This window comes from Lysobacter enzymogenes (genome assembly GCF_017168095.1).
Classification (GTDB): domain Bacteria; phylum Pseudomonadota; class Gammaproteobacteria; order Xanthomonadales; family Xanthomonadaceae; genus Lysobacter; species Lysobacter enzymogenes_D.
This window is the reverse complement of the sequence record NZ_LXSD01000357.1, coordinates 17,520-38,959: the sequence shown is the minus strand read 5'-3', so window position 1 is coordinate 38,959 and position 21,440 is coordinate 17,520. Positions and strand designations below refer to the sequence as shown.

The following is a 21,440-nucleotide window of genomic DNA, read 5'->3' as shown; positions in this document are numbered from 1 at the left end:
GGCCGCCCGCGCGCGCGACGCCAAGGCGCGGCGCGAGGCCCAGGCCAAGGCCCTGGCGCAGCGCAAGGCCGCCGCGGCCAGCGCCAAACCGCGCCCGCTGCCCGGCTTCAGCCCCAAGCCCGCCTACCCGCTGGACGCGCTGCGCCAGTCCGAAGGCGGCCTGGTGACCCTGCGCGTGCAAGTCTCCGCGCAAGGCCTGCCGACCAAGGTCGAAGTCAGCCGCCGCAGCGGCTATCGCGCGCTCGACCGCGCCGCGGTCAGCACCGTGCGGCGCTGGAAGTTCGCGCCGGCGATGCGCGAAGGCAAGCCGGTGGCGGCGGTGGTGATCGTGCCGGTGGAGTTCAAGCCGCGCGATTGATTGAGGACGCGCGGTTGAGGGCGCGCGATCGCGAATGCGCGATCGCCAGCGCGAGACCGGAACGCACGAGCGGGAACGCGCGACCGACCCAAGCGCGATCGAACCAGCGCACAGCCCACACGTGCGCCGCCGCACGCATCGACGCGAAGCCCCGCCACCGGCGGGGCTTCGCGCAAGCGCCGTCCGCAGCCGCAACCGACACGCGCATCGCGCCTTGTCCGCTGCGCGCATCGCGCCATAACCCACGCGATGCAGTGAGCGTAGGTGAGGGATGGATCGCCTGTGAGCGCAGTCACGACGACCGCGATATCGCCGGGCTACGTTGCGCAAGAACGCGTAGCCGCTCGTCAAGGGATCGATATGGCGCTCGTCCACTACCCGACTGCGCTCGCCTGCGACGAGCCGTTCGAGCCGTCGCCGGCGCACACCGCGGCCGCGCCGCCCGACCTCGCCGGCCTCGGCGCGGCGGTCGCGCGCTGGCTGCGCGCGCAATCGCTCGATGTCGGCCGGGTCGTGCGGATCGAACGCCTCGCCGGCGGCCTGTCGCACCTGACCTACCGGCTGCGCTGCGATCACGACGACCTGGTGCTGCGCCGCCCGCTGCACGCGCACGGCGGCGCGCAGCGGCTGCGGCGCGAATTCGCCCTGCAAGCCGCGCTTGCCCCGCACTACCCGGTGCCCGAGATGCTGCACCTGTGCGACGACCCGGGCATCGCCGGCGCGCCGTTCTACCTGATGCGCTACGTGCCCGGCATCGTCGCGCAACGGCGCGCGTTCGCGCACGCGACGCCGTCGCCCGAAGACGCTCAGCGGCTGTGCGCGAACCTCGTCGACACGCTGATCGCGCTGCACCGGATCGACCCGGGCGCGCTCGGCGGCGGCGACGCGCTGCCCGCCGATCATCATCCCGCTTACCTGCGCAAACGCCTGCAGCACTGGTCCAGCCGCTACCACCGGCTCAAGGCCTGGACCCTGCCGGACCTGCGCTGGCTGGCGCAATGGCTGATCGACCGCGTCCCCAGCCACGGCCCGGTGCGCGTGCTGCACAACGACTGGCGCCTGGCCAACCTGGTGTTCGACGCCGCCCAGCCCACCCGCATCCGCGCCGTGCTGGACTGGGAATTCGCCGCCCTCGGCGACCCGCTGATGGACCTGGGCATCGCCCTGTCGTACTGGGTCGAACCCGGCGACAACGCGCTGATGCGGCGCTACCAATGGCAGCCCTCGCACCTGCCCGGCATGTTCGCCCGCGAGCAGATCGCCGAGCGCTACTTCGCCGCCACCGGCCGCAGCCGCGAACACTGGCCGTTCTATCGCGTGTTCGGCCTGTTCCGCTACCTGATCAACCTGCAGGAGCTGCACCAGCGCCACGTCGTCGAAGGCGGCGAAGAAAAGGCCTTCCTCGCCCGGATCTGGGCGCTGGCGCATTACCTCAACTGGACCTGCCGCGGCTTGACCCTCGGCGCCTGAGTCCGCCATGCCCTTCTCGCGATTGCACGAGTGGATCCTCGGCGACCTGTCCGCCGCGCTGCAGCGCCTGGCGTTCCTGCCCGAAGCCTGGCGCTACCGCCTCGTGTCGGCGGCCGTGGGCCAGCAGAGCCGCTACTTCCGCACCCACCGCCTGCGCATCGTCCAGATCGCCCCGGGGCAGGTCTCGATCCGCGCCGGCAACCGCCGCGCGCTGCGCAACCGCGCCGGCGCGCTGCACGCGATGGCCGCCAGCGTCGCCGGCGAATACGCCGCCGCGCTGGTGGTCGCGCAGCACCTGCCGCGCGGCGCGCGCGTGCGGGTCAAAAGCGTGCACGCCGACTTCCGCAAACCGCTGCGCGGCGGCGTGCAGGCCCAGGCCAGCCTGGATCCGGCGCAGATCGGCGCGGCCGCCAACGCCGGCGGCGGCCGCCTGCGCGTGCCGATGAAAGTGATCGACGAAACCGGCGCGGCGCCGGTGCGCGGACACGTCGACGTGGTGTGGTCGTCGGCGCCGCGAACGCCGCGGGCGCCGGCGTGAGCGGCGAAGGCCGCGCGCCGGCTGCGGCGCAGACGTCGTCCCATCGCGACAACGCATCGGCGCAGCGCGCCGCACCGATGCAAGCCGCCGACGCCATGCAGGCGCGAACGGCGCGCGAATCCGCGCAAGCCGCAGACGCCCGCTCCCGAACGCCGCCCTCGCCCGGCCTCGTCCTCGCCGCCGCGTGCTTCGGCTTCATGATCGTTCAACTCGACGTCACCATCGTCAATCTCGCGCTGCCCACGCTGGCCATCGACCTGCGCTCCGAACTCGCCGGCCTGCAATGGGTGATGGACGCCTACACCCTGCTGTTCGCCTCGCTGCTGCTGTCGGCCGGCGCCCTGAGCGACCGCATCGGCGCGCGCCGCTGTTTCCTGATTGGGTTGAGCGGCTTTCTGCTCGCCTCCATCGCCTGCGGCCTCGCCGGCGACGTCGCGCAGTTGGTCGCCGCGCGCGCCGCGCAAGGCCTGTTCGCCGCGTTGCTGGTGCCGTCGTCGCTGGCCCTGCTCAATCACGCCTTCGCCGACGACCCGCCGCGCCGCGCGCGCGCCGTGGCGATCTGGACCGCTTCGGGCGCCGCCGCGGCCACGTTCGGCTCGGTCGCCGGCGGCGCGCTGCTGCAGACGCTGGGCTGGCGCAGCATCTTCCTGGTCAACCTGCCGATCTGCGCCGCAGGCCTCGCGCTGGCGTGGCGCCTGGCCGAAACGCCGCGCCGGCCCGAACGCGCGCTCGACCTCGCCGGACAACTGCTGGCCGTCGTCGGACTGGCCGCATTGATCGCCGCGATCATCGAAACCCCGCGCCTGGGCGCGCAGCATCCGGCGGTGTGGAGCGCGGCGGCAGTGGCCGCAACCTGCGCGCTCGCCTTCATCGCCGTGGAATCGCGCATCGCACAACCGCTGCTGCCGCCGCGCCTGCTCGCGCGGCCGCGCTTCAGCCTCGCCCTGCTGTCGGCGCTGGCGGTCAGCCTGGCCTACTACAGCCTACTGTTCGCCATGAGCCTGTACCTGCAACAGTTCGCCGGCTACACCGCGTTGCAGGCCGGCCTGGCCTACCTGCCGCTGGCCGCCGCGTTCATCGCCGCCAACCTGCTCAGCGCGCGCGTGCTGACCCGCCACGGCGTGCGCGCGGCGATCGCGCTGGGCTCGGCGGTCTGCGCCGCCGGCTTCGCCTGGCTGAGCCGGCTCGCGCCCGGCGACAGCTACCTGTGGATCCTGCCCGCCTTCCTCGCCATCCCCGCCGGCATGGGCCTGGCCATGCCCGCGGCCACTGGCCTGATCCTGGGCAGCGTCGAGCGCGAGCAATCCGGCACCGCGGCCGCCGCGATCAACGCGGTCCGGCAAACCGGCGCGGCGCTGGGTGTGGCATGGTGCGGCCTGTTGCTCGCCGGCGGCGGCGCGGGCGCGGGCCTGCGGACCGTCTGCCATGTCGCGATCGCGGCGCTGCTGATCTCCGCGGCGCTCGCGTGGGCCTGCCTGCGCGAAGCGCCGTCGCCGTAACGGCGGCGCCTGCGCATCGCGAGTCCGCCACCACAAGCCCACCCCATGAGGCGCCACATGACCACGCTCGCCCTGCTCGCATCGATGATGGTCGGCCCCGACGCCCACGCCGGCGACGCCGCCGCGCACCCGGCCATCGCCTACAAGATCCTGACCCGGCCGGAAAAGACCGCGCTCGAAACCAGCGGCCGCTTCGAAGGCTCGCCGCAGGACGCCGCCGACGGCTACATCCACCTGTCCACCGACGCCCAGCTCACCCGCACCGCCGACCGCCACTTCGCCGGCCAAACCGATTTGTTCATCGCCGCGGTGGATTTGAACACCGCAGGCGACGCGATCAAGTGGGAACGGTCGCCGCGCAGCGGCATGGAGTTTCCGCATCTGTACGATGTGTTGCAGCAGCGCCAGGTGCTGTGGATCGCGCCGCTGCGGCGCGACGAGCAAGGTCAGGTCGTCGTCCCCGTGGACAGCGTTCGGTAAGCCTTCCGAATTCGCGCCCTCACCGCACCCAAGGCAGCCACAGCCACAGCGCGACCAACGTCGCCAGCAACACCGGCGGGGTCAGCACCAAACCGACCTTCATGTACTCGCCCCAGCCGATCCGCTGCCCCTTGCCGGCCAGCACGTGCAGCCACAGCAGAGTGGCCAGCGAACCGATCGGGGTGAACTTCGGCCCCAGGTCGTTGCCGATCACGTTGGCGTAGAGCATCAACTCGCGCGTGTGCGCCGGCACCTGCGCCGCGTCGATGGCCAGCGCGCCCACCAGCGTCGCCGGCATGTTGTTCATCACCGACGCCAGCACCGCCACCGCGAAGCCGGTGCCGACCGTGGCCACGAACGTGCCCTGCGCGGCCAGCCACGTCAGCACCGCGCTGGCCTCGCGCGTCAGCCACGCATGGCCCAGGCCGTAGACGACTAGATACATGCCCAGCGAAAACAGCACGATCTGCCACGGCGCGCCGCGCAGCACCTTGCCCAGCTGCACCGTCGCACCGCGGCCGCCGCGGCCCCAGCGGCCGGCGACGGCCATCAGCGTCACCGCCGCCGCGCCCGTCACCGCCGCGATCGGCACGCCGAGCGGCCCGGTGACGAAGTACGCGAGCAACAGCAGCCCCAACAACGGAAACGCCGCGCGGAACACCGCCTCGTCGCGGATCGCATGGCGCGGCGGCTCCAGCGCCTCGACCGCGTAGCGCACGGCGATATCGCGCCGCAACCACGCCCACAGCACCAGCAACGTCATAGCGACCGAGACCAGGTTCACCGGTACCATCACCGCCGCATAGCGGCCGAACGGCACCGCGAAGAACTGCGCGCTGACGATGTTGACCAGGTTCGACACCACCAGCGGCAGGCTGGCGGTGTCGGCGATGAAGCCGCAGGCGATGGTGAACGCCATCGCGCAAGCCGGCGCGACATTGAGGCGCAGCAGGATCGCCAGCACGATCGGCGTCAGCAACAGCGCCGCGCCGTCGTTGGCGAACACCGCGGCGATGGCCGCGCCGAGCAAGACGATCAACGGAAACAGCCGGCGCCCGTCGCCGCCGCCCCAGCGCGCGACGTGCAGCGCCGCCCAGGCGAAGAAGCCCGCCTCGTCCAGGATCAGCGAAATCACGATCAAGGCGACGAAGGTGAAGGTCGCATCCCACACCAGCCCCCACACCGTGCCGACGTCGTGCCAGCCCACCACGCCCGTCGCCAGGGCGACGGCGGCGCCGGCCAAGGCCGACCAGCCGATGCCGAGCCCGCGCGGCTGCCAGATAACGAAAATCAGGGTGACGACAAAAATAGCGAGGGCAAGCATGCGGCGCTCGGGCAAGTGGCGAACGAAGATCGGGGCGACGCATCGGACGATGCGTCGGGCGGCGCCTCAGATGGCGCGTTGGTTCACGCGCCGGGACAGTTCTTCAGCGCTTTCCACGCGCTCGGAATAGCGGTCGGTGAGATACGCCGAACGCCCGCGCACCAGCCAGGTGAACTTGACCAGTTCCTCGCACACGTCCACCACGCGCTGGTAATACGACGAAGGCTTCATCCGCCCCGCCTCGTCGAACTCCTGGAACGCCTTGGCCACCGACGACTGGTTAGGAATCGTGACCATGCGCATCCAGCGGCCGAGCGTGCGCAGCTGGTTGACCGCGTTGAAACTCTGCGAACCGCCCGACACCTGCATCACCGCCAGCGTCTTGCCCTGGGTCGGCCGGCGCGAGCCGACCGTCAGCGGAATCCAGTCGATCTGCGCCTTCATGATCCCGGTCATCGCGCCGTGGCGCTCCGGGCTCACCCACACCATGCCTTCGGACCAATCGGCCAGCGCGCGCAGCTCCTGCACCTTGGGATGCTCCGGCTCGGCGCCGTCGGGCAGCGGCAGATCGCGCGGGTCGTAGATCCGCACCTCGCAGCCGAACCAGCGCAGCAGGCGCGCGGCCTCATGGGCGAGAAAGCGCGAATACGAGCGCTCGCGCAGCGAGCCATACAAAATCAGGATCCGCGGCGGATGGCCCGGATCGCCCGGCGCAGCGAGCGCGGCGGTGTCGATCGCGTGCAATTGCGCCGGGTCGATGTTCGGCAACTCCATCGGCGTCGCCCCGCTCATGCCGACGCCCCGGGCAGCGTCACCACTTCGCCGTCCTCCTTGACGAACGACGTCAGCGGATGCGCCAGCAACGCCAGCACCTTCTCCGACGGCCGGCACAGCGCCGCGCCCTTGTCCGACACCACGATCGGCCGGTTGATCAGGATCGGATGCGCCAGCATCGCGTCCAGCAAGGCCTCATCGCCCAGCGTCGGATCGGACAGCCCAAGCTCGGCATAAGGCGTGCGCTTCTCGCGCAACAGCTCGCGCGGCGCGATCCCCATCGCCGCGATCAAGCCCTGCAAGGTCTCGCGCGACGGCGGCGTTTTCAGGTATTCGATGACCAGCGGGTCTTCGCCCGACTGGCGGATCATCGCCAACGCGTTGCGCGAGGTGCCGCACTCGGGGTTGTGGTAGATCGTGATGCGCATGACGAAACCTCAGGTCGAGACGGGACAAGGCGCCGGCGCAGCCGGCACCCACTTCGCGAAACATCGGCGCGGCGACGGCGCCCCTCATCGGCCGCCGGCGCGGAAAACCAAAAGCGAAACCGCTAGCCGCCGCTCACGAACACGTCTTCGCGTCGCAAGCGGCGACGAAGTCGGTGAGCGGCGCGCAGATCTGCGGATTGCCGGAACAACAGTCCTCGGTGAGGAACGCCAGCAGCTCGCGCATATCGTCGTAACTGGCCGCATACAGGATGCGGCGCCCGTCGCGCCAGGAGCGCAGCAGCTTCGCCCGCTCCAATGCGGCCAGATGGAAGCTCATGCGGGTCGGCGCGATCGCCAGCGCCTCGGCGATCTCGCCCGAGGCCATACCCTCGGGTCCCGCCCGCACCAGCATGCGGAAGGCCGCCAGCCGGTCGGCGTGAGCGAGGGCGGAGAGCGCCTGGACGGCGGTGTCGTCGTTCATGGATGCAATACTACAAGAATCCTTGTAGCGTGCAAACGTGCATCGCGGGCCGCGGCCGGCCGCCTGTTTCCCAATGCCGCGGCCGGGAAACAAACGCCCCATCACCGTGAGCGGCCCGACTCGCACTGCGGCGCGCGCCGCCTCACCGGCTCAGCGGAATCTCCAGATAGCTGCCGCCATACCAGCGCACCCGCAGCGGTTCGCCGGCATCGGCGATGCTCTCGCCAGCGACCGGCTTGCCGCTGCCGTAGTTGATCTGCTGCTGCGGATTGCGCAGCACGCTCACCACCGCCAGCAAGCGGCTGCCGGCCTGCATGCGCTTGCTGGTGGCGCGCCCGGCTTCGAAGGCCAGCACGGTGCGGCGATCCGGCTCCAGCAGTTGCCGGCGACTGAGGTCGCCGACGTAGCTGGCGCGCGACTGATAGCGCGACAGCTCGAAGTAACGCCCGTCCGGCATCCACTCGTACAACGAGATGTTGAAGTCGAAATCGCGCTTGTTCGCGCTCGCCTCCAGCCGGCCCGAAAACAGGCCGCTGAACTCCTCGGCCGCGGCGAAAGGCGCGCTGACGAAGACCACGCTGCCGGCCGTGTCCAACTCGGTATCGACGATGCCGCCGCCGGGCGCGATGCGGTCGGCGTCGCTGCGGTCGCGCAGGTCGATGGTGTGCTCAGCAAAGGCGTCCGACGCAGCGGGCGTCGCCAGCAACCCATGCCGGCCGTCGCCGCCGGCGGCCGCGCCGAAGTAGAAACGTTGCCGCCGCTGCGCCATCGCCGCCAGCGACGGCGCGTGCTTCCATTCGTTCGCGCCCATCACTTGGTAATTGATCCGGTCGGCCAACAGCCCCGGCTTCGGCGCGCCCTTGAACACGTAATCGAACCACTGATAGCGCAACTCGCCCAGGTCGATCTGCGCCTGCGGATCGAGCGTATAGCCGCGCAAACGCGTGCCCGTGGCTACGGTGCCGCGCTGGCCGCTGATATGGTTGTACGGCCCGATCACCAGGTAATGCTCGGCGTTCGGGCGATAGCGGTAGTGCTCGCGCAGGTAATACAGCGCGCCGATCTGGGCGCCGTCGTAATAGCCGGTGGTGGTCAGCACCGGCAGGTCCAGCGCGGCGAACTCGTCGCGGTAAGGGATCATCGCCTGCCAATACCCGTCGTAATCCGGATGCGACAGCCAGCGCAGGTAGAACGGGTTCGGCGTGCCGTCGATCTGCGGCAGCTCGCGGTAAGCGCGCCCGCTGAGATACCACTGGCGATACAGGCGGTTCCAGCGCGCCTCGTCCTCCATCGCCGCGGTATCCACCTGACGGTTGTTGGTCACATAGAACGGCCAGTAGTACTGAAAGCCGTAGAAGATGCCGCCTTCCATCGGCACGTCGATGCCCGGCGCGCCGGTCACCGACGGCATCAGCGCCTTCAAGGCCTTGGGCCGGCGCTTGGCCGCGGCCCACTGGGTGAAGCCCTCGTAGCTGCCGCCGTACATGCCCACGCGCCCGTCGCTCCACGGCTGCGCGGCGATCCAGTCGATCAGCGCCGCGGCATCGTCGCCGTCGTGCTCGTACGGCACCGCGCGGTCCGCACTGCAGCCCTTGCCGCGGCTGGTGCCGGTGACGCCGACATAGCCGTTCGACGCCGACCGCCGCGCCTCGTTGAGCGTGGTGACCGGGTCGGCGTAGATGGTGAAGTTCAACAGCGTCGGTAGCCGCGCCGGCGCGCCGCGCGGGCGCACGACGGTGGCGCAGACGGTGGCGCCGTCGGGCGTGGCCACGGCTACGTCGCGCTCGATCAGATAACGCCGCCCATCGTCGGCCGCCACCAACGCCGGCAACCGCGCCGCCATCGCCGCACCGCTGCGCTCGGCCAGATAGCTGCGCACCAGCGCCAACGCCGCATCGCGATCCAGCGCCGGCCGCGCGCGCAACGGCGCCAGCGCCTCGGCCAGCGCCCGGCGCTGGCGCGGCGCGTCCGCCGCCTCGACGTTGAGCACGCGCATCGCCACGCCGGCGCGGCGGTCGTCCAGCGTCGCCACCGTCTCGGCGAACGCGCGCTCCAGGGCCGCGTCGAAGCCCAGCCCGTGGCGCGCCTGCAACGCCCTGGCGCGCGCATACAAACGGTACTGGGCGACGTTCGGCCGCACCGGCACCGGCCCTGGAGAAACCGTCGCCGCGAACGCGTCCAGGCTGAGCTCGGCCGCCGCGTAATCCCCGGCCGCCAGTTGCAGGCGCACACGCTGATTCCAATCGTCGCCGCGCGCCCCGTCGCGATCGTCGGCCAGCAAGCGCCGCGCCAGCGCCGGCATCGCCGCGTCCAGGCGCGCCGGGTCGTCGGCGACATCCGCGGGCAAGGCATACGACGCAGCCGGCGCGGCCAACGAAACCCCGCCAGTACAGAACAACCCCACGGCCACCAGCGCCGTCATCACGATGGATCGCAGCATTCGCCCTCCCAGGCGCAACGGCATCCTTCACCAGATGCCGCCACCGGCCGGATCGTCGCACGCCGCCGCGCGCGCGCCGCAAAAAGCGAAGGCCCCGCTCATCGCGGGGCCTTCGTGTGCCCAGCCTTCAGGCCTTGGCCGGCTCGCCCGGCGGCTCGGCGCGCTTGGCCGACGTGCGATTGAACCGCGCCGACAGCATCTGCCGCAGCGCCTCCAGGCCCTCGCCCTTGCCGGCGATCTTGAGGAAGGCATAGCCCTCCAGCCCGTTGGTCATCAGGTCGCTGCCCAGCGCCGTCTCGGTATCGCGCACACGCTCGTGCAGACGGGTCAGCCGCAGCGCGCGCGGGCGCAGCGTATCGAGCAAGGCCAGATCGCGGCGCAGGCCGTCGAGGTCGAAATTGCGCGGCAGGATGCCCGGGTTCTCGCCCATCACATGCAGCGCCTGGCGGCAGAAAGCTTCGGATTTGTCGCCCATCTTGGTCAGCTGGCGGCGCTGGTCCAGCGGCAGCGCCACTAGCCCGGCGAGGTGGGTTTCCAGCACGCCCAGCGCCTCATCGATGGCGGCGACGGACTCGGCGGACAGGGTCAGGTCGATCAGGTTCTGGCTCATGGCAGTCCTTGGCAATCGGGGGATTCAAGCCGGCCCCAACGGCCGGCCCGCGCAGCCTAGAACCGCGCGCGCGACCCGCCACGCCCCGCAAGCAAGCCGCGCCGCCCCAACCGCAAGCCGCTGCGCCTTGCGCGCACACCGCCAACACCCAAGCGCAAACCCGCGCGGGCCGCGCGCGACACGTCCGGCTTGCGCGCAAAGCGCCACGCGTTGCGCCCGCAAGCCACATCGGCTTGCGCGCAAGCCTTGCCGCAGCAAGCGCAAGCCGTTGCGCCCCGCGCGCAACCCGAACGGCTTGCGCACAAGCCCCGACGCATTGCGAACGCAAGGTGCGAAGCGTGGCGCGCAAGATTCGGCAGCCTGCGCGCAACACGCCGCGGCTGGCGGCCGGGATGCGCGGGGTTGCGGCCGGGGCGCCGCGGCTTGCGGGCGGCCCCGAACCGCCCGACGCCGGAGCGAACCGCCTTGCGCGCGGCCCGTTTCGGCTTGCGCGCAAAGCGTTTTGTGTTGCGACCGGAGCGATTCCGGCCAACGCCCGGCCCCTACGGCACGCAGCCGGGACGAGGCGGCTTGCGCGCACCCCGCCCCCACTCCAACCGGGCCGGCGCGGATCAGTGCAGGCGCTGCGGCGCCGCAGACCCGGCGCCGCCGTCGCCGGTGGGCGTCCACACACAGGCATCCATGACCGGATCCAGCCGGCGCGCCAGCGCCTGGAAGACCTCGCGCAACAACCGGTGATCCTGGCCGGGCGGATAACCGATCTCGATCAACACCTCCGGCTGCAAGGTCCGCACGATGCCGTGCAGTTCCTGCTGGAACGCGGAGAGGGCCTTGAACGCGTCAACGGGCATGACCACGCCTTCGGGCGGCGGCGTGTGGTCGGGGGTGCGGGGCATACGCGGTACTCCTGTCCTTGGGCAAGGAACCCGCGCGGCGCGGAATGCGACCGGCGGGGTGTCGGGAGGTTCGAAACCGCAAACAAACGGCGGGCGTATTCCCCTTTCGGGTCTTTTATTAGCCACCCTCCCGACGCAGGCGCAGCGTCGGTCATGCCCAAGCTTCAGACATGAAAAACCCACCAATTTTCGGAGGCGGGTACCGTTGTTTGAGGAGTTTCGACGCTCCGTGACTGTGACTTTGCAGAGCCAACTTACCGTTGTCAATCAGACTTGTCCGAGTTCGTCGCGCAATTACGTATCCACACGAAGGGCATTCCGACGTGACTGCCCGACGCAATAAATTTTCATTTCCGACCTCAAGGCAAACATTGCTAGCGAGCCAGCCTATCGCGCTTTGGTTTCACGCCTATTTGTAAGCCGTGCCCAGTCGCCATAAGATCGAACGTGAGGGGTACCACCGCGCGCCATAGGCTAGTTCGCGCAATCAGGCCTGGGGATCCCACAGTTAATAATTTGGATATCACCAGCCATATGGACATCGCATCCAAGCACGTCTATCAAGCGCTCGACGATAAAGGTGTACGTACATTGCATCATGCGAACAGCGTACTGACGGCCTGCCAGTTCCTGCGTTCAAAGTCCTTGATGTCCCGTGGCACCGTCGAACGACTGGGAATAAAACAAACTGAACAATCGTCAGACCGATTGGACAAGAGCTATGGCATCTGGTTTGACGTATTTGCGGACTCTGTTGACATTCACGCAAGGGCAAAGCGAGCCAATGCGTATGCCCCCGTTCTCTTTGAGTTCGATTCAAAGATCATTGAAAAAACTTATACAGGAAGAATCTGGGTAACGAAACTAAACCCTACAAAATGGGCCAACAAATCCGATAAGCAACGATGGTTTCAAGACAAAGATGATCTAGAACAGAATTTTGTTCGCGGCCAATTCGACCAGATGGTGGTTCTTAGGCATTGCGGAGGAGAGTTCCCCTTCAAGAGCTATCTAAACAAGATCGTGCTTGATGATCCTCAGCAACAAACGGCCGATAGGGTTGACTTGTATAGCTCTGCATATGGCGCCCTCTATCTGGCGATGTCAGATAGTGGTTTGGATGTACCAATCGAGAAACGCGTATGCACTGCGGCATGCCAATGCAAAGCCAACTACGGCGCTAATAGAGCTAGGTGTCGAGAGCTTTTCAGCACAAGGATCTAACAGTTCCATGCAAGTGAAGCAGCTTCGCGGCCCAGCTTAACCCCCTTCAGATTCGCTACCTTGAGGCACCGTTATGGCATCGGTTGCAGAACAGATTAGGAGCGCAAACGCGGCAATCTGCCAGAACATCGACGCCCTCAGCGAACACCGTCCACTGCTGTCCCAGAACATGCTCGCTCAACTTCGCAACTTGGTCGAGGGCGTTCCACTCCATCCAACCAGATCCGCTTTACGACCAAGCCTTGTTGAGACATTTTTCACCACTTGCTTCTGGCAGACAGCGAATTCAGCGTAGACAAGATGCTTCCAAATGCGCCAAGGATGGGTTGCCGGCAAAGTATTGACTGCAACCTTGGTCAGTTACAAACACCCATAATCAGAAAACTACAGCGCATTTTCACATAGTATCAATCGACACCAAAATCCATGCCGCGGCCTAAACCACCAACACAATCGCTTTATATGCATCAGGAAGGCCAGGCAATCGCACCGCAGATCCTCACCAGGAAGTTCAACCAGCAGGGGAGCATATGACTTACAGCGTTGAGGGGTCTTTTGCTGCATTCTACGAGAAGATAAATCTTAGTGGCGACCACCGAGCCACTGCGAACACACGCAAAGACGACATCGTTAAGAAGTTAAGTAAAGACTTTACGATATTAGATGCATTTGCTTCTGGATCTATACCAAAATTTACAGCCCTATCTGGCAAAGCAGATCTGGATATTATCGTGGCGCTTCACTATGGCAAACATATCGAGGGAAAAACGCCAACCCAACTCTTGCACAGCGTTCGAAGCTCCTTGGCTGAATACAAAACTGGAGTTCGCCGCAATGGCCAAGCCGTCACATTGAGCTATAAGACATGGCCTAGTGTTGACATTGTGCCGGTAGCACGCGCTCTAAATTCGGATGGAACGGTGGATTACTACAATGTACCGAACTCAAATAATGACACTTGGATCAAATCCAGGCCAAAAAAACTTTCCAATGAAATTGAAAACAGGTCATCCTCTAGTGGCGCAAATTTTAGAAAAATAATTAAGTACATAAAGCACTGGAACTCAACACATAGCAGCTATTTATCAAGCTACCATATTGAGATAATGGCACTTTCCGCACTACATGGAAATTTAGATGACACGGCATGGAATGTTCGCGCTTTTTTCGAAAAAGCAATGGAGGCGATTAAGCATCCAATGTGGTATGAACTTGGTTTTGCCGACGACTACCTGACTGCAGTGGATCGAGAAGAAGCAAGGAAGCGTCTTTCAACTGCTTACGACAAAAGCCTCAGCGCATGGCACCATGGTTTTCAGGGCCGAGACCAGAAAGCAATCGAAGCATGGAAGCAAGTTTTTGGCGATAAATTCCCAGACTACGGTTGAAACATGCCCAAACTAGATCCCATTCGAGACAACTATTATCGCCAAGTTGAACTAGCTGACAAATCGTCAGACTGGTTATTTTATCTTGGCGCCACTCTTTCACTACTATCTCTTTTCATCGACCAGACCACCTCCCCAAGACTAAGCAACGCTGCATTGACATTATTTTGTCTTGACGTAGTTGCACTCCTGTGTCTTAGCACAGCATCTCGCTTATATTTAACCCCTAGAGCAGAAGACAGAAGAAGACAGGACTTTCTCAGTAACGCGTTCGGGGTCAGCCTCACCCATGTGAGAACCGAGGGCTATTACAACAACGATCAGACATTACCTATTCGACGCCTAGCGGCACAAACTCTGGAAAACAGCCTATTTAGCAAAACAATTGCTTTGCGGATGGCGAGACGTGAACGCACAAAAATTGCAATATATGCAACAATCTGGATACTTGTTGCGATTAATCGACAAGTAAGCGTTGGCGTCATACTAGCCATTTCACAAGTAATATTTAGCGAGCAGATCCTGGCGAAATTCCTCCGCTTAGAATGGCTAAGAAACCGCTTCGAACACGTCTACGAAAATACCTACAGGTTGTTCCAAACAACCCCGCGATCAGGCGACTTCAATGCTTGCGCACTCGAGTTACTGACAATGTATGAGACAACTAAAGCCACTGCATCCATAACGCTAGATTCTCGTGACTTTTCCAAAATAAACGAAGAAACCTCAGCAGAATGGGAGTCAATAAAAACCACTCTTCATATTTGACTACAACAAGCTCACCTCAGACTCTGAGTACTGTTCCAATATTTTTAGACCCACCATTTCGACTATCGATACGGCCACGATAAAATCTACAGTATCGAAGCCGGTAATCGCACGCCCTGTTTTCTGTGGCTTGATCCACCGCACCATGCGCGCTGCTTTGCGCCTTGACGGATACAAAAAAAGAGGACAGATCTTGCGAAAACAAGGGACGACTCGAGATTTTCATTGTCGCCCCGGGTTTTCATTGAGCACGCGATTGCGTCCTTGCGTCGCTTAGGCGATGTCACACAAGATCCGCCTTCCGCCGCGCCCTACCCCGCCTGTCAACGTGCCGGTTTACGAAGGATCTCGACCACGGCCTCCGGCACCTGCTTCGCAGAAAGATAGTTCTGCCCAGTCACCAGCCTCCCATCGACCACCACATACCCCTTATCCCGCGCTGAAGTCAGGAACGTACCGCCCCGCGACTCCAGCGTCTGCCGGATCAGGAACGGAAACTCTTTGAAATAAGCGGCGTCCTGCCGTTCGAATTCCTCGGGATAGCCGCTGACGCGCTTGCCGCCGATCAGGTATTTGCCGTCGGACAGTCTGAGGTTCACCAGCCCCGCCGTGCCGTGGCACACGGCCGACACCACGCCGCCGTTGCGCTCGTAGACGTGCATGGCGATGTTTTGCAGTTGGGTATTTTCCGGCACGCCGTAGATGGCGTTGCTGCCGCCGACGAAGTACACGGCGCGGTAGCGCGCCGGGTCGATCTGCGCGGGCGTGTAGGTGTGTCCCAGCGCGTACATCAGGTCCGCGTCGTAGAGCCGGCTGCGGAACTCGCCCGCTTCGGTCACGTTGATCGGCGCGGCGTTGCCTCGGGGGTGACGAAATCCACAGTCAGGCCTTCGGCCTAGAACGCATCCCAGGCCTCCACTACCTCCCCGAAAACTCACGCCCGCCAGTAGCTGGAGGCCGGTGGAGCTGGACATGAGCGGTTTAAACCCTCCGGCCACCCATCACATCCACCCACCGGGCCGGTCACACGCACCGCCCTACCAGAGTCTTGACTCTCACCTCACCAGCGCCTTCGCCACAGGGACTTGCATGCCGTCTGTAAAACTCCGCGTCACCGCACTCATCGCCGCGGTGCTGATGTCGTTGCCGTGTCTCGCCCTCGCCGCCACCTCGTTGCGCGAGGCCAACGAACGCACCCGCCGCTTCGTGCAGCAAACCATGACGGAGCAGCGCATCCCCGGCCTGCAAGTGGCCGTCATCAAGGACGGCCGGGTCGTGCTGTCCGAGCGCTACGGCTACGCCAACGTCGAGAACAAGGTGCCGGTGACGGCCACGACGCGCTTCCCCATCAACTCCGCCACCAAGGCGTTCACCGGCGTGGCGATGATGCAGCTCGCGCAGGCCGGGCGGGTGGATCTCGATGCGCCGGTTTCGCGTTATCTGGACGATTTGCCCGCGGCGTGGCGGGCGATCCGCGTGCGTCAGTTGCTCGGTCATACCTCGGGGCTGCCCGATATCGTCGATCAGAACGGCTCGATCGGCGCCGGCCCGGAGGCGGCGGCGTGGCAGGCGGTCAAGGCGCGGCCGCTGGAGGCGCCCATCGGCGAGCGCTTCGCCTACAACCAGACCAACTACGGCCTGTTGGCGCAGATCATCGTCAAGCAGACGCAGATGCCCTACGAGCAGTATCTGGCGCAGCGCCAGTTCGCCGTGGTCGGCATGCCGCTGACCACCTTCGGCGACAGCTACGACCTGGTGGCCAACGCGGCGACGATCTACAGCCACTCGCCACGCGGCACGCTGGCGAAGGACGATGCCCACCGTATGTCGCGCTGGGTCTACGACATTCCCTACAGCCTGTGGGCCGGCGGCGGCATCCAGACCACGGCGGACGAGTTGTCGCGTTGGCTCATCGCGTTGTCGAACGGCCGGCTGATCGACCAGGACCATCTGCAGCGCATGTGGACGCCGGAGAAAGTCAACAGCGGCGCCGACGGCGCCTGGGGCGCGGGTTGGCCGGTGCTGCGCGCCGCGCCGCCGCGGCAGGTGGCCGGCATCGGCGGTGCGCGTGCGGCGTTCGTGGTGTATCCGGACGAGGGGTTGGCGGTGGTGGTGTTGACCAATCTGGCGGGGGCGAATCCGCAGCGGTTCGTTGGGAAGATCGCGGAGTTCTATGCGCCGTTGAAGCCGGCCGCTTCGCGCTGATGGGGTTGGCTGCACGTGGGGCGTGCCGCATCTTCAGTTCGTGCAGCCCACAGGCACAATTGAGCGGCACACATACAAAGCCCGTTTGCAAAAAACGGGCGGGCCGCTGAGATCGTGGTCATATCCTGACGTCATCGGCGCCTGCGCTGCTTGACCCTCGACGGGGGCTCTTCCACGATGAGCCGCGAGTGCACTGCCCATTCGGCCCCGAGCCGAAGCGCATATGGAGATGTGAATGCCCATGCTCCCCTCCCGCTGCTTGACGACGAAACGGCCGCTTGTGGCCTGTGTGCTCGCTGCCTGCGCATGCACCACGACGGCCGCAAGACCGATGTTGAGAGCGTCCAGCCCACATCAGGACGGCAGCGGCTCATGAACCTGCATCGCTGGCCGCACATCGGTTTATTCGCTTGTCTCGCACTCGCAGGATGCGCAGGCCCTGACGACGCCCCTGCTGAGCTGAAAAAGGAAGTCCCCGTGGCCGAAGCTCAATCTTCCTCCGGTGAAATCGCCGCGCGGCACGTCGCGGAACAACTGGACCGCATCGCCGATGGGGCGAAAAACCCATCTCACGCGGCCCCTGTTGACGCTCCCGTCGCGCCGCCGTCGCCCGGGCCGCTCCTGGCTTCCAGCGACCTGATCGAGCGCACTACCCGCTTGATCGCCAGTTTGAAATCCAGCCACGACCTGACGCCCGAGCGGGTGGCGGCGGTGACCGGCCTTCCCCTCGGCAAGAGCGCCGAACACCCGGACGGCCGAGGTTGGGCCGTGCGAGGGCGCTTGTCTGACGGCGGCGAGTACACCGTGGCGGTGGATGCGCTGTACCGCGACAACCGCAACGACTGGACCATATCGATTACTGGCTTTAAAGAAGCCGGCGGCGGTTCGCAGACCTCAGTGGAGTCGCCGCCCAGGTGTTCGTTCTTGCAGGAAACCCTCAAACGCCACCTCACTGCGCTGGGCTATTCGGCGAACGAGGGATGGCTGGACCGAGCGGGGCGTGAGCGATCGACCTACATCAAGCGCACCCCAGGCCTCTCCTTCTCGGTGACCGCTCTTGTCTATCGGGTCGGCGCGTCGGAGCAGGATCCGGGCCACGCTTGCGTCGGCAATCTGCGCATCGAAGCCGACGCCAAGGAGCGTCGAGGTGGCTGAGGTTCGGCCCGACATCAGGCCGCTCATCGACGAGTTGTCTCGCCAAAAAAGCCTCCCGCCTTCGGCAGTGGCGGACATCGAAGCCACCATCGCCAGTTCGCCTTACCTGGCCAACGTCATGGGTGCGGCCATCGCCAATGGCAGCCTCAAACGTCTGGGCATGACGGACGAGCCTCATCAATCGGGGCACTACGATCCAGACACCGGCACGGTCCATCTCAACCGCAGCAACTTCGATTCGGCACGCTTCGACAAAGCGGAGGTTCGCCACAGCAACCTGGCGGTGGTGATCGGCCATGAAACGGGTCACGCGCTGCTGGCGGAGGCCGGACGGCTTGAGCGCTATCAGCTCTTATTCGACGCGACCCATGCCATCCGAGACGCGTCCAGGAACTTCGAGTCCGCCGACCTCACCGCTCCCGTCCAACGTTACGTCGCGTTCGAGCGGCGCAACGAGGCCATGGCGGAACTGATTGGAATGAATGCCCTGGCCAGTCGAGCCACTCACGGCGGGCAGGAGCCGTTCAACCGCGACGCGTTCGCCAAGCTCGCGGCTCCTTCAACCGCGTGCGTAGATGACGACAACACGCTCTACGAAGGGCTCAAGCTGTCTCCCGACGGCATTCAGCGCATCGGCGAGTTCCAACCCAGCCCTGCGCTGGAAGCGATGGCCCAGTGCTACACGGACACCGCTTCTACTCTTGGCCCTCAAGGAAAATCCAGCTATCGCGACCAGGCCGGGGCCTATGCGATGAGTACCGTGTCCCAAGCGCTGGCCGATTACGCCAAGAACACGACGATGCATGTCCCGCAGGTCGAGCTGGACATGGCGGCACTCAAACTGGACCCACGCCGGATCGAACGGTTCGGCGTCGACCTCGGCGGCGCCGGGCGCCAACTGCATTACGTCGATACCAGCGGCGGCAAGCACGAGCAAGAAAGCATCTCGCACACTCGATCCATCAGCGGTCGCGTCTCGCACCGGCAGGACGTCCCTGCTATCGAGGCAACGACAACGTCATTGCTGCGGGCCGACCGGCCGGGACATCCCGACCATCCCGCCTTCGATAGGTTCCACCGCGCCGCGCTGGCCGACGGCCGCTGGAGCCACGCCGAGGCCCACAACCTCGCCGCAGCGGGCTTGGCGGCGGTGAAGGCAGACCCGATCGTAGGGGCGAACCTCACCGGCGTCGTGATCGGCCAAACGGCGGATGGGGGCACGAGCCTGATCGGGTATGCGTCCCCGCACGGGCCGGCCGGTCCGCACCATCACCTCGCCATCGACGCCGGCAACGCGGCCCAGGTGCCTGCGCAGAAGAGCCTGGAACAGGTGGAACAGCTCAACCAGCAACAGGCCCAACAGCAAGCCCAGGCGCAAACACTGGGTATGGATGGGCCGTCCCAAGGCGGCGCGACGCTGACTCGCTGAGCCATCAGAGCTTGATCGCCGGTTGTGATCGGCGCTGCGCGCCGCGCCGCCGCGGTCTGAGCCGCCGCCCGGTGCGATCGCATACGATATGCCAACCCGACGATTCCCCGGCTCGGCCCATGCTCGTTCGCGACTACAACGCAGACGGCGACTGGAGCGCAGCGGCGGTGCAGTCGCGCTATCTGGCGCACTGCGCCCGTTTGAAAGTGCCCTCGCCCCTCCCGCTCCAGCCCAGGACGCATCGCAACGCCAGCGGCGTCTGGACGGATCCGATCATGGAGGCCGTCATCGACGGCATCAAAGCCGGCGATGCGGCCTGCGTGGCGCTCGGCGTGGAGTTCATCGAGCAGGACCGCAAGTTTCCGTTCGGCCGCATCCTCAAGAGCAATACGGCGCGGGCGCTGCGCAGCGCCGAGTTGCCGGAGGCGCTGAAGCAGCGTATCCGGCATCGGGTGGCGAACATGCTGGCGGCCGGGCAAACGCCGCACGAGTACAAGGAGTACGCGCGTTTGCTGCGCAAGGTGGGGTTCGATGAAGTGTGGCCGCGGATGGCCGCGTCGCCGCCGCTGGCGAACAAGTATGCGATGCGCCACTTCGCGTATTTCCGCGCGGTGCAGGAGCGGGCGCCGGGGTTCTTTGCGCGCGGGCGTTGAGCGTTTGCGCGCGTCGGGCGTCTTTGGCGTGCGATGCACTGCGTCCGGCGCGAGCTGGAAGGTTCGCGGTCGCGGCTTGCGCCGCGCCTACCTGTGGGGCGGCGCGGCGTTGTGCGTGCGGCGGGAGGCCATTCTTCGGCCTGGCCATCGCAAGGGGATCGGTCTTCTTGCCGCCCGGTGCAGCCATCGCTTTCCGGCCTGCGACGCAGACGAGGTCGCGAAAGTTTCCAGATCCGCAAGCGCAGGCCGCGTTTTTTCGATCCGGTCAACGCCTCTGCGCGTCCCATCACGCGCGATCTGAGCAATCGCCAGGGCGGCTTGCCGCTGCGGCGGCGGCGCCGTTGAATCCGACCATGCCGCGCGGCGACTCCTCGCCCGAGCGCGGCATCGCGACGCGGGACGCTCTCCCCGCTTCCGCGGTCGCGCCCTGCGAACCCTATGGAAAGGAAACCCTCATGAGCCACTCGAACGTGAGCGCGGGCCAGCGCGAATCGCCCTGCACCGTCTTGTTCTACAACCCCGCGAATGGCGCGGGCGCGCCGGGTCGGGTGAACTGATCGCCGCGTGTCTATGGACATCCATTACTTTCAGGAGAAGATCGCCATGAAGCTCTTGCTCGCCGCATCGGTCGCCGTCTGCGCTGTAGTTTTCTCGTTCGCACCGGCTCATGCCGGCTTCAAGCAGTATGTTCCCATCAACGTGGGCATCAACTACGCCGAAGGCACGGTCGGCTCCGCCCGCAACAGCACCGATGCGCGACAGACCATCGGTTGCGGGATCTATGCGACCTCGGGCGTGGCGGCGTTGTCGGCCATGTGTTCGGCGGTGGATGCCGCCGGCACGCGCGTTACCTGCACCACCAACGAGGCGCCGCTGGTGTCGGCGGCGCAGTCGGTCAAGGGCGATTCGTATATCCATTTCATGTTCGATGCGGCCAAGAAGTGCACGGAAATCTGGGTCGATAACGACTCCAGTTACGAGCCGAAGAAGCCTTGAGGCGTGCGGCAGCGGTCGCTCCGCTGCGCAGATTGCGGTCTTGAGCGCTGTGCGAATGCGACGGTCGGCCGGGCCGTCGTGTTCTTGTTGCGCCGCGCAGGCATGCCCTCGCTTGCGCGGCCGCGTCGCCGCGCATCCCGGCTTGCGGCGCGAGCGGGCAACCCCGCGGTCGCGACTTGCGTCGCTCCTACAGGGCTAGCCCGATGATTGCGCAAATCGGGAAACTACCTGTAGGAGCGGCGCGAGCCGCGACCGCGAATTCTGGCTTGCGACGCGAGCGGGCGGCCCCGCGGTCGCGACTTGCGTCGCTCCTACAGGGCTAGC

21 protein-coding genes are annotated in these 21,440 nt (G+C 65.7%); 13 read left to right on the top strand and 8 right to left on the bottom strand.

Annotation, left to right across the window (positions count from 1 at the left end; translation table 11 throughout):
- The 5 genes from A7A76_RS14035 to A7A76_RS14015 all read left to right on the top strand — a co-directional run.
- Positions 1-358, top strand: a 358-nt coding sequence (locus tag A7A76_RS14035; protein WP_206411767.1) for an energy transducer TonB, incomplete at its 5' end; no start/stop codon positions are given.
- Positions 359-718: 360 nt separating this feature from the next.
- Positions 719-1,828: a phosphotransferase family protein gene (locus tag A7A76_RS14030; RefSeq protein ID WP_206411766.1), complete on the top strand. Its 1,110-nt coding sequence runs from the start codon at positions 719-721 to the stop codon at positions 1,826-1,828.
- 7 nt (positions 1,829-1,835) lie between these two features.
- Positions 1,836-2,366, top strand: a complete 531-nt coding sequence (locus A7A76_RS14025) for a DUF4442 domain-containing protein (RefSeq protein ID WP_206411765.1) — start codon at positions 1,836-1,838, stop codon at positions 2,364-2,366.
- Positions 2,367-2,563: 197 nt separating this feature from the next.
- Positions 2,564-3,865 carry an MFS transporter gene (locus A7A76_RS14020; protein ID WP_206411764.1) on the top strand — a complete coding sequence of 434 codons (1,302 nt, stop codon included), beginning with the start codon at positions 2,564-2,566 and terminating at the stop codon, positions 3,863-3,865.
- Between the two features lie 57 nt (positions 3,866-3,922).
- Positions 3,923-4,345 (top strand): DUF952 domain-containing protein, encoded by a 423-nt coding sequence (locus A7A76_RS14015; RefSeq protein WP_206411763.1) that lies wholly within the window; start codon positions 3,923-3,925, stop codon positions 4,343-4,345.
- Between the two features lie 19 nt (positions 4,346-4,364).
- Here the strand turns inward: A7A76_RS14015 and A7A76_RS14010 are convergent, their stop codons facing one another.
- From A7A76_RS14010 to A7A76_RS13980, 7 genes are all read right to left on the bottom strand, one after another.
- Positions 4,365-5,669 (bottom strand): arsenic transporter, encoded by a 1,305-nt coding sequence (locus A7A76_RS14010; RefSeq protein WP_206411762.1) that lies wholly within the window; start codon positions 5,667-5,669, stop codon positions 4,365-4,367.
- Positions 5,670-5,735: 66 nt separating this feature from the next.
- On the bottom strand, positions 5,736-6,443 hold the full coding sequence (gene arsH, locus A7A76_RS14005) for an arsenical resistance protein ArsH (protein ID WP_428995150.1): 708 nt from the start codon (positions 6,441-6,443) through the stop codon (positions 5,736-5,738).
- 14 nt (positions 6,444-6,457) lie between these two features.
- Positions 6,458-6,871 carry an arsenate reductase (glutaredoxin) gene (gene arsC / locus A7A76_RS14000; protein ID WP_206411760.1) on the bottom strand — a complete coding sequence of 138 codons (414 nt, stop codon included), beginning with the start codon at positions 6,869-6,871 and terminating at the stop codon, positions 6,458-6,460.
- 133 nt (positions 6,872-7,004) lie between these two features.
- A complete protein-coding gene (locus A7A76_RS13995) occupies positions 7,005-7,352 on the bottom strand; it encodes an ArsR/SmtB family transcription factor (RefSeq protein WP_096379035.1) in 348 nt (115 codons plus the stop codon).
- A gap of 142 nt (positions 7,353-7,494) precedes the next feature.
- Positions 7,495-9,792 carry a CocE/NonD family hydrolase gene (locus A7A76_RS13990; protein ID WP_206411759.1) on the bottom strand — a complete coding sequence of 766 codons (2,298 nt, stop codon included), beginning with the start codon at positions 9,790-9,792 and terminating at the stop codon, positions 7,495-7,497.
- A 127-nt stretch (positions 9,793-9,919) separates the two neighbouring features.
- Entirely contained in the window at positions 9,920-10,402 is a 483-nt protein-coding gene (locus A7A76_RS13985; RefSeq protein ID WP_206411758.1) for a hypothetical protein, read from the bottom strand.
- 611 nt (positions 10,403-11,013) lie between these two features.
- The gene (locus A7A76_RS13980; RefSeq protein WP_206411757.1) at positions 11,014-11,298 is read right to left on the bottom strand and encodes a hypothetical protein; all 285 of its coding nucleotides are present in this window, start codon (positions 11,296-11,298) and stop codon (positions 11,014-11,016) included.
- Positions 11,299-11,832: 534 nt separating this feature from the next.
- Here A7A76_RS13980 and A7A76_RS13975 point away from each other — a divergent pair.
- The 3 genes from A7A76_RS13975 to A7A76_RS13965 all read left to right on the top strand — a co-directional run bounded on the left by A7A76_RS13975 (position 11,833) and on the right by A7A76_RS13965 (position 14,678).
- Entirely contained in the window at positions 11,833-12,522 is a 690-nt protein-coding gene (locus A7A76_RS13975) for a hypothetical protein (RefSeq protein WP_206411756.1), read from the top strand.
- Positions 12,523-13,052: 530 nt separating this feature from the next.
- Complete coding sequence (locus tag A7A76_RS13970; RefSeq protein WP_206411755.1) at positions 13,053-13,910, top strand: nucleotidyltransferase domain-containing protein; 858 nt, start codon at positions 13,053-13,055, stop codon at positions 13,908-13,910.
- Positions 13,911-13,913: 3 nt separating this feature from the next.
- Complete coding sequence (locus A7A76_RS13965; protein WP_206411754.1) at positions 13,914-14,678, top strand: hypothetical protein; 765 nt, start codon at positions 13,914-13,916, stop codon at positions 14,676-14,678.
- A 323-nt stretch (positions 14,679-15,001) separates the two neighbouring features.
- On the opposite strand, the gene A7A76_RS13960 is transcribed toward A7A76_RS13965, so the two are convergent.
- Entirely contained in the window at positions 15,002-15,517 is a 516-nt protein-coding gene (locus tag A7A76_RS13960) for a DJ-1/PfpI family protein (protein WP_206411753.1), read from the bottom strand.
- Between the two features lie 292 nt (positions 15,518-15,809).
- On the opposite strand from A7A76_RS13960, the gene A7A76_RS13955 reads away from it, so the two are divergent.
- The 5 genes from A7A76_RS13955 to A7A76_RS13935 all read left to right on the top strand — a co-directional run bounded on the left by A7A76_RS13955 (position 15,810) and on the right by A7A76_RS13935 (position 21,116).
- Positions 15,810-16,883 carry a serine hydrolase domain-containing protein gene (locus tag A7A76_RS13955; protein ID WP_428995149.1) on the top strand — a complete coding sequence of 358 codons (1,074 nt, stop codon included), beginning with the start codon at positions 15,810-15,812 and terminating at the stop codon, positions 16,881-16,883.
- 372 nt (positions 16,884-17,255) lie between these two features.
- The gene (locus tag A7A76_RS13950; protein ID WP_206411752.1) at positions 17,256-18,038 is read left to right on the top strand and encodes a hypothetical protein; all 783 of its coding nucleotides are present in this window, start codon (positions 17,256-17,258) and stop codon (positions 18,036-18,038) included.
- Positions 18,031-19,467, top strand: a complete 1,437-nt coding sequence (locus A7A76_RS13945; protein ID WP_206411751.1) for a hypothetical protein — start codon at positions 18,031-18,033, stop codon at positions 19,465-19,467. Before A7A76_RS13950 ends, A7A76_RS13945 begins: the two co-directional genes overlap by 8 nt.
- A 119-nt stretch (positions 19,468-19,586) precedes the next feature.
- Positions 19,587-20,120: a hypothetical protein gene (locus tag A7A76_RS13940; RefSeq protein ID WP_206411750.1), complete on the top strand. Its 534-nt coding sequence runs from the start codon at positions 19,587-19,589 to the stop codon at positions 20,118-20,120.
- A 570-nt stretch (positions 20,121-20,690) separates the two neighbouring features.
- A complete protein-coding gene (locus A7A76_RS13935; RefSeq protein ID WP_206411749.1) occupies positions 20,691-21,116 on the top strand; it encodes a hypothetical protein in 426 nt (141 codons plus the stop codon).
- Positions 21,117-21,440 lie beyond the last annotated feature (324 nt).

Excerpts from the sequence above, each read along its gene's own strand:
- A7A76_RS13985 (WP_206411758.1), bottom strand. The coding sequence starts at position 10,402 with ATGAGCCAGAACCTGATCGACCTGACCCTGTCCGCCGAGTCCGTCGCC.
- A7A76_RS14020 (WP_206411764.1), top strand. The coding sequence starts at position 2,564 with ATGATCGTTCAACTCGACGTCACCATCGTCAATCTCGCGCTGCCCACG.
- A7A76_RS14010 (WP_206411762.1), bottom strand. The coding sequence starts at position 5,669 with ATGCTTGCCCTCGCTATTTTTGTCGTCACCCTGATTTTCGTTATCTGG.
- A7A76_RS13940 (WP_206411750.1), top strand. The coding sequence starts at position 19,587 with ATGCTCGTTCGCGACTACAACGCAGACGGCGACTGGAGCGCAGCGGCG.
- A7A76_RS13975 (WP_206411756.1), top strand. The coding sequence starts at position 11,833 with ATGGACATCGCATCCAAGCACGTCTATCAAGCGCTCGACGATAAAGGT.
- arsC (WP_206411760.1), bottom strand. The coding sequence starts at position 6,871 with ATGCGCATCACGATCTACCACAACCCCGAGTGCGGCACCTCGCGCAAC.
- A7A76_RS13970 (WP_206411755.1), top strand. The coding sequence starts at position 13,053 with ATGACTTACAGCGTTGAGGGGTCTTTTGCTGCATTCTACGAGAAGATA.
- A7A76_RS14025 (WP_206411765.1), top strand. The coding sequence starts at position 1,836 with ATGCCCTTCTCGCGATTGCACGAGTGGATCCTCGGCGACCTGTCCGCC.
- A7A76_RS13990 (WP_206411759.1), bottom strand. The coding sequence starts at position 9,792 with ATGCTGCGATCCATCGTGATGACGGCGCTGGTGGCCGTGGGGTTGTTC.
- A7A76_RS13935 (WP_206411749.1), top strand. The coding sequence starts at position 20,691 with ATGGACATCCATTACTTTCAGGAGAAGATCGCCATGAAGCTCTTGCTC.
- A7A76_RS13995 (WP_096379035.1), bottom strand. The coding sequence starts at position 7,352 with ATGAACGACGACACCGCCGTCCAGGCGCTCTCCGCCCTCGCTCACGCC.
- A7A76_RS14030 (WP_206411766.1), top strand. The coding sequence starts at position 719 with ATGGCGCTCGTCCACTACCCGACTGCGCTCGCCTGCGACGAGCCGTTC.
- arsH (WP_428995150.1), bottom strand. The coding sequence starts at position 6,443 with ATGGAGTTGCCGAACATCGACCCGGCGCAATTGCACGCGATCGACACC.
- A7A76_RS13980 (WP_206411757.1), bottom strand. The coding sequence starts at position 11,298 with ATGCCCCGCACCCCCGACCACACGCCGCCGCCCGAAGGCGTGGTCATG.
- A7A76_RS14015 (WP_206411763.1), top strand. The coding sequence starts at position 3,923 with ATGACCACGCTCGCCCTGCTCGCATCGATGATGGTCGGCCCCGACGCC.
- A7A76_RS13965 (WP_206411754.1), top strand. The coding sequence starts at position 13,914 with ATGCCCAAACTAGATCCCATTCGAGACAACTATTATCGCCAAGTTGAA.
- A7A76_RS13950 (WP_206411752.1), top strand. The coding sequence starts at position 17,256 with ATGAACCTGCATCGCTGGCCGCACATCGGTTTATTCGCTTGTCTCGCA.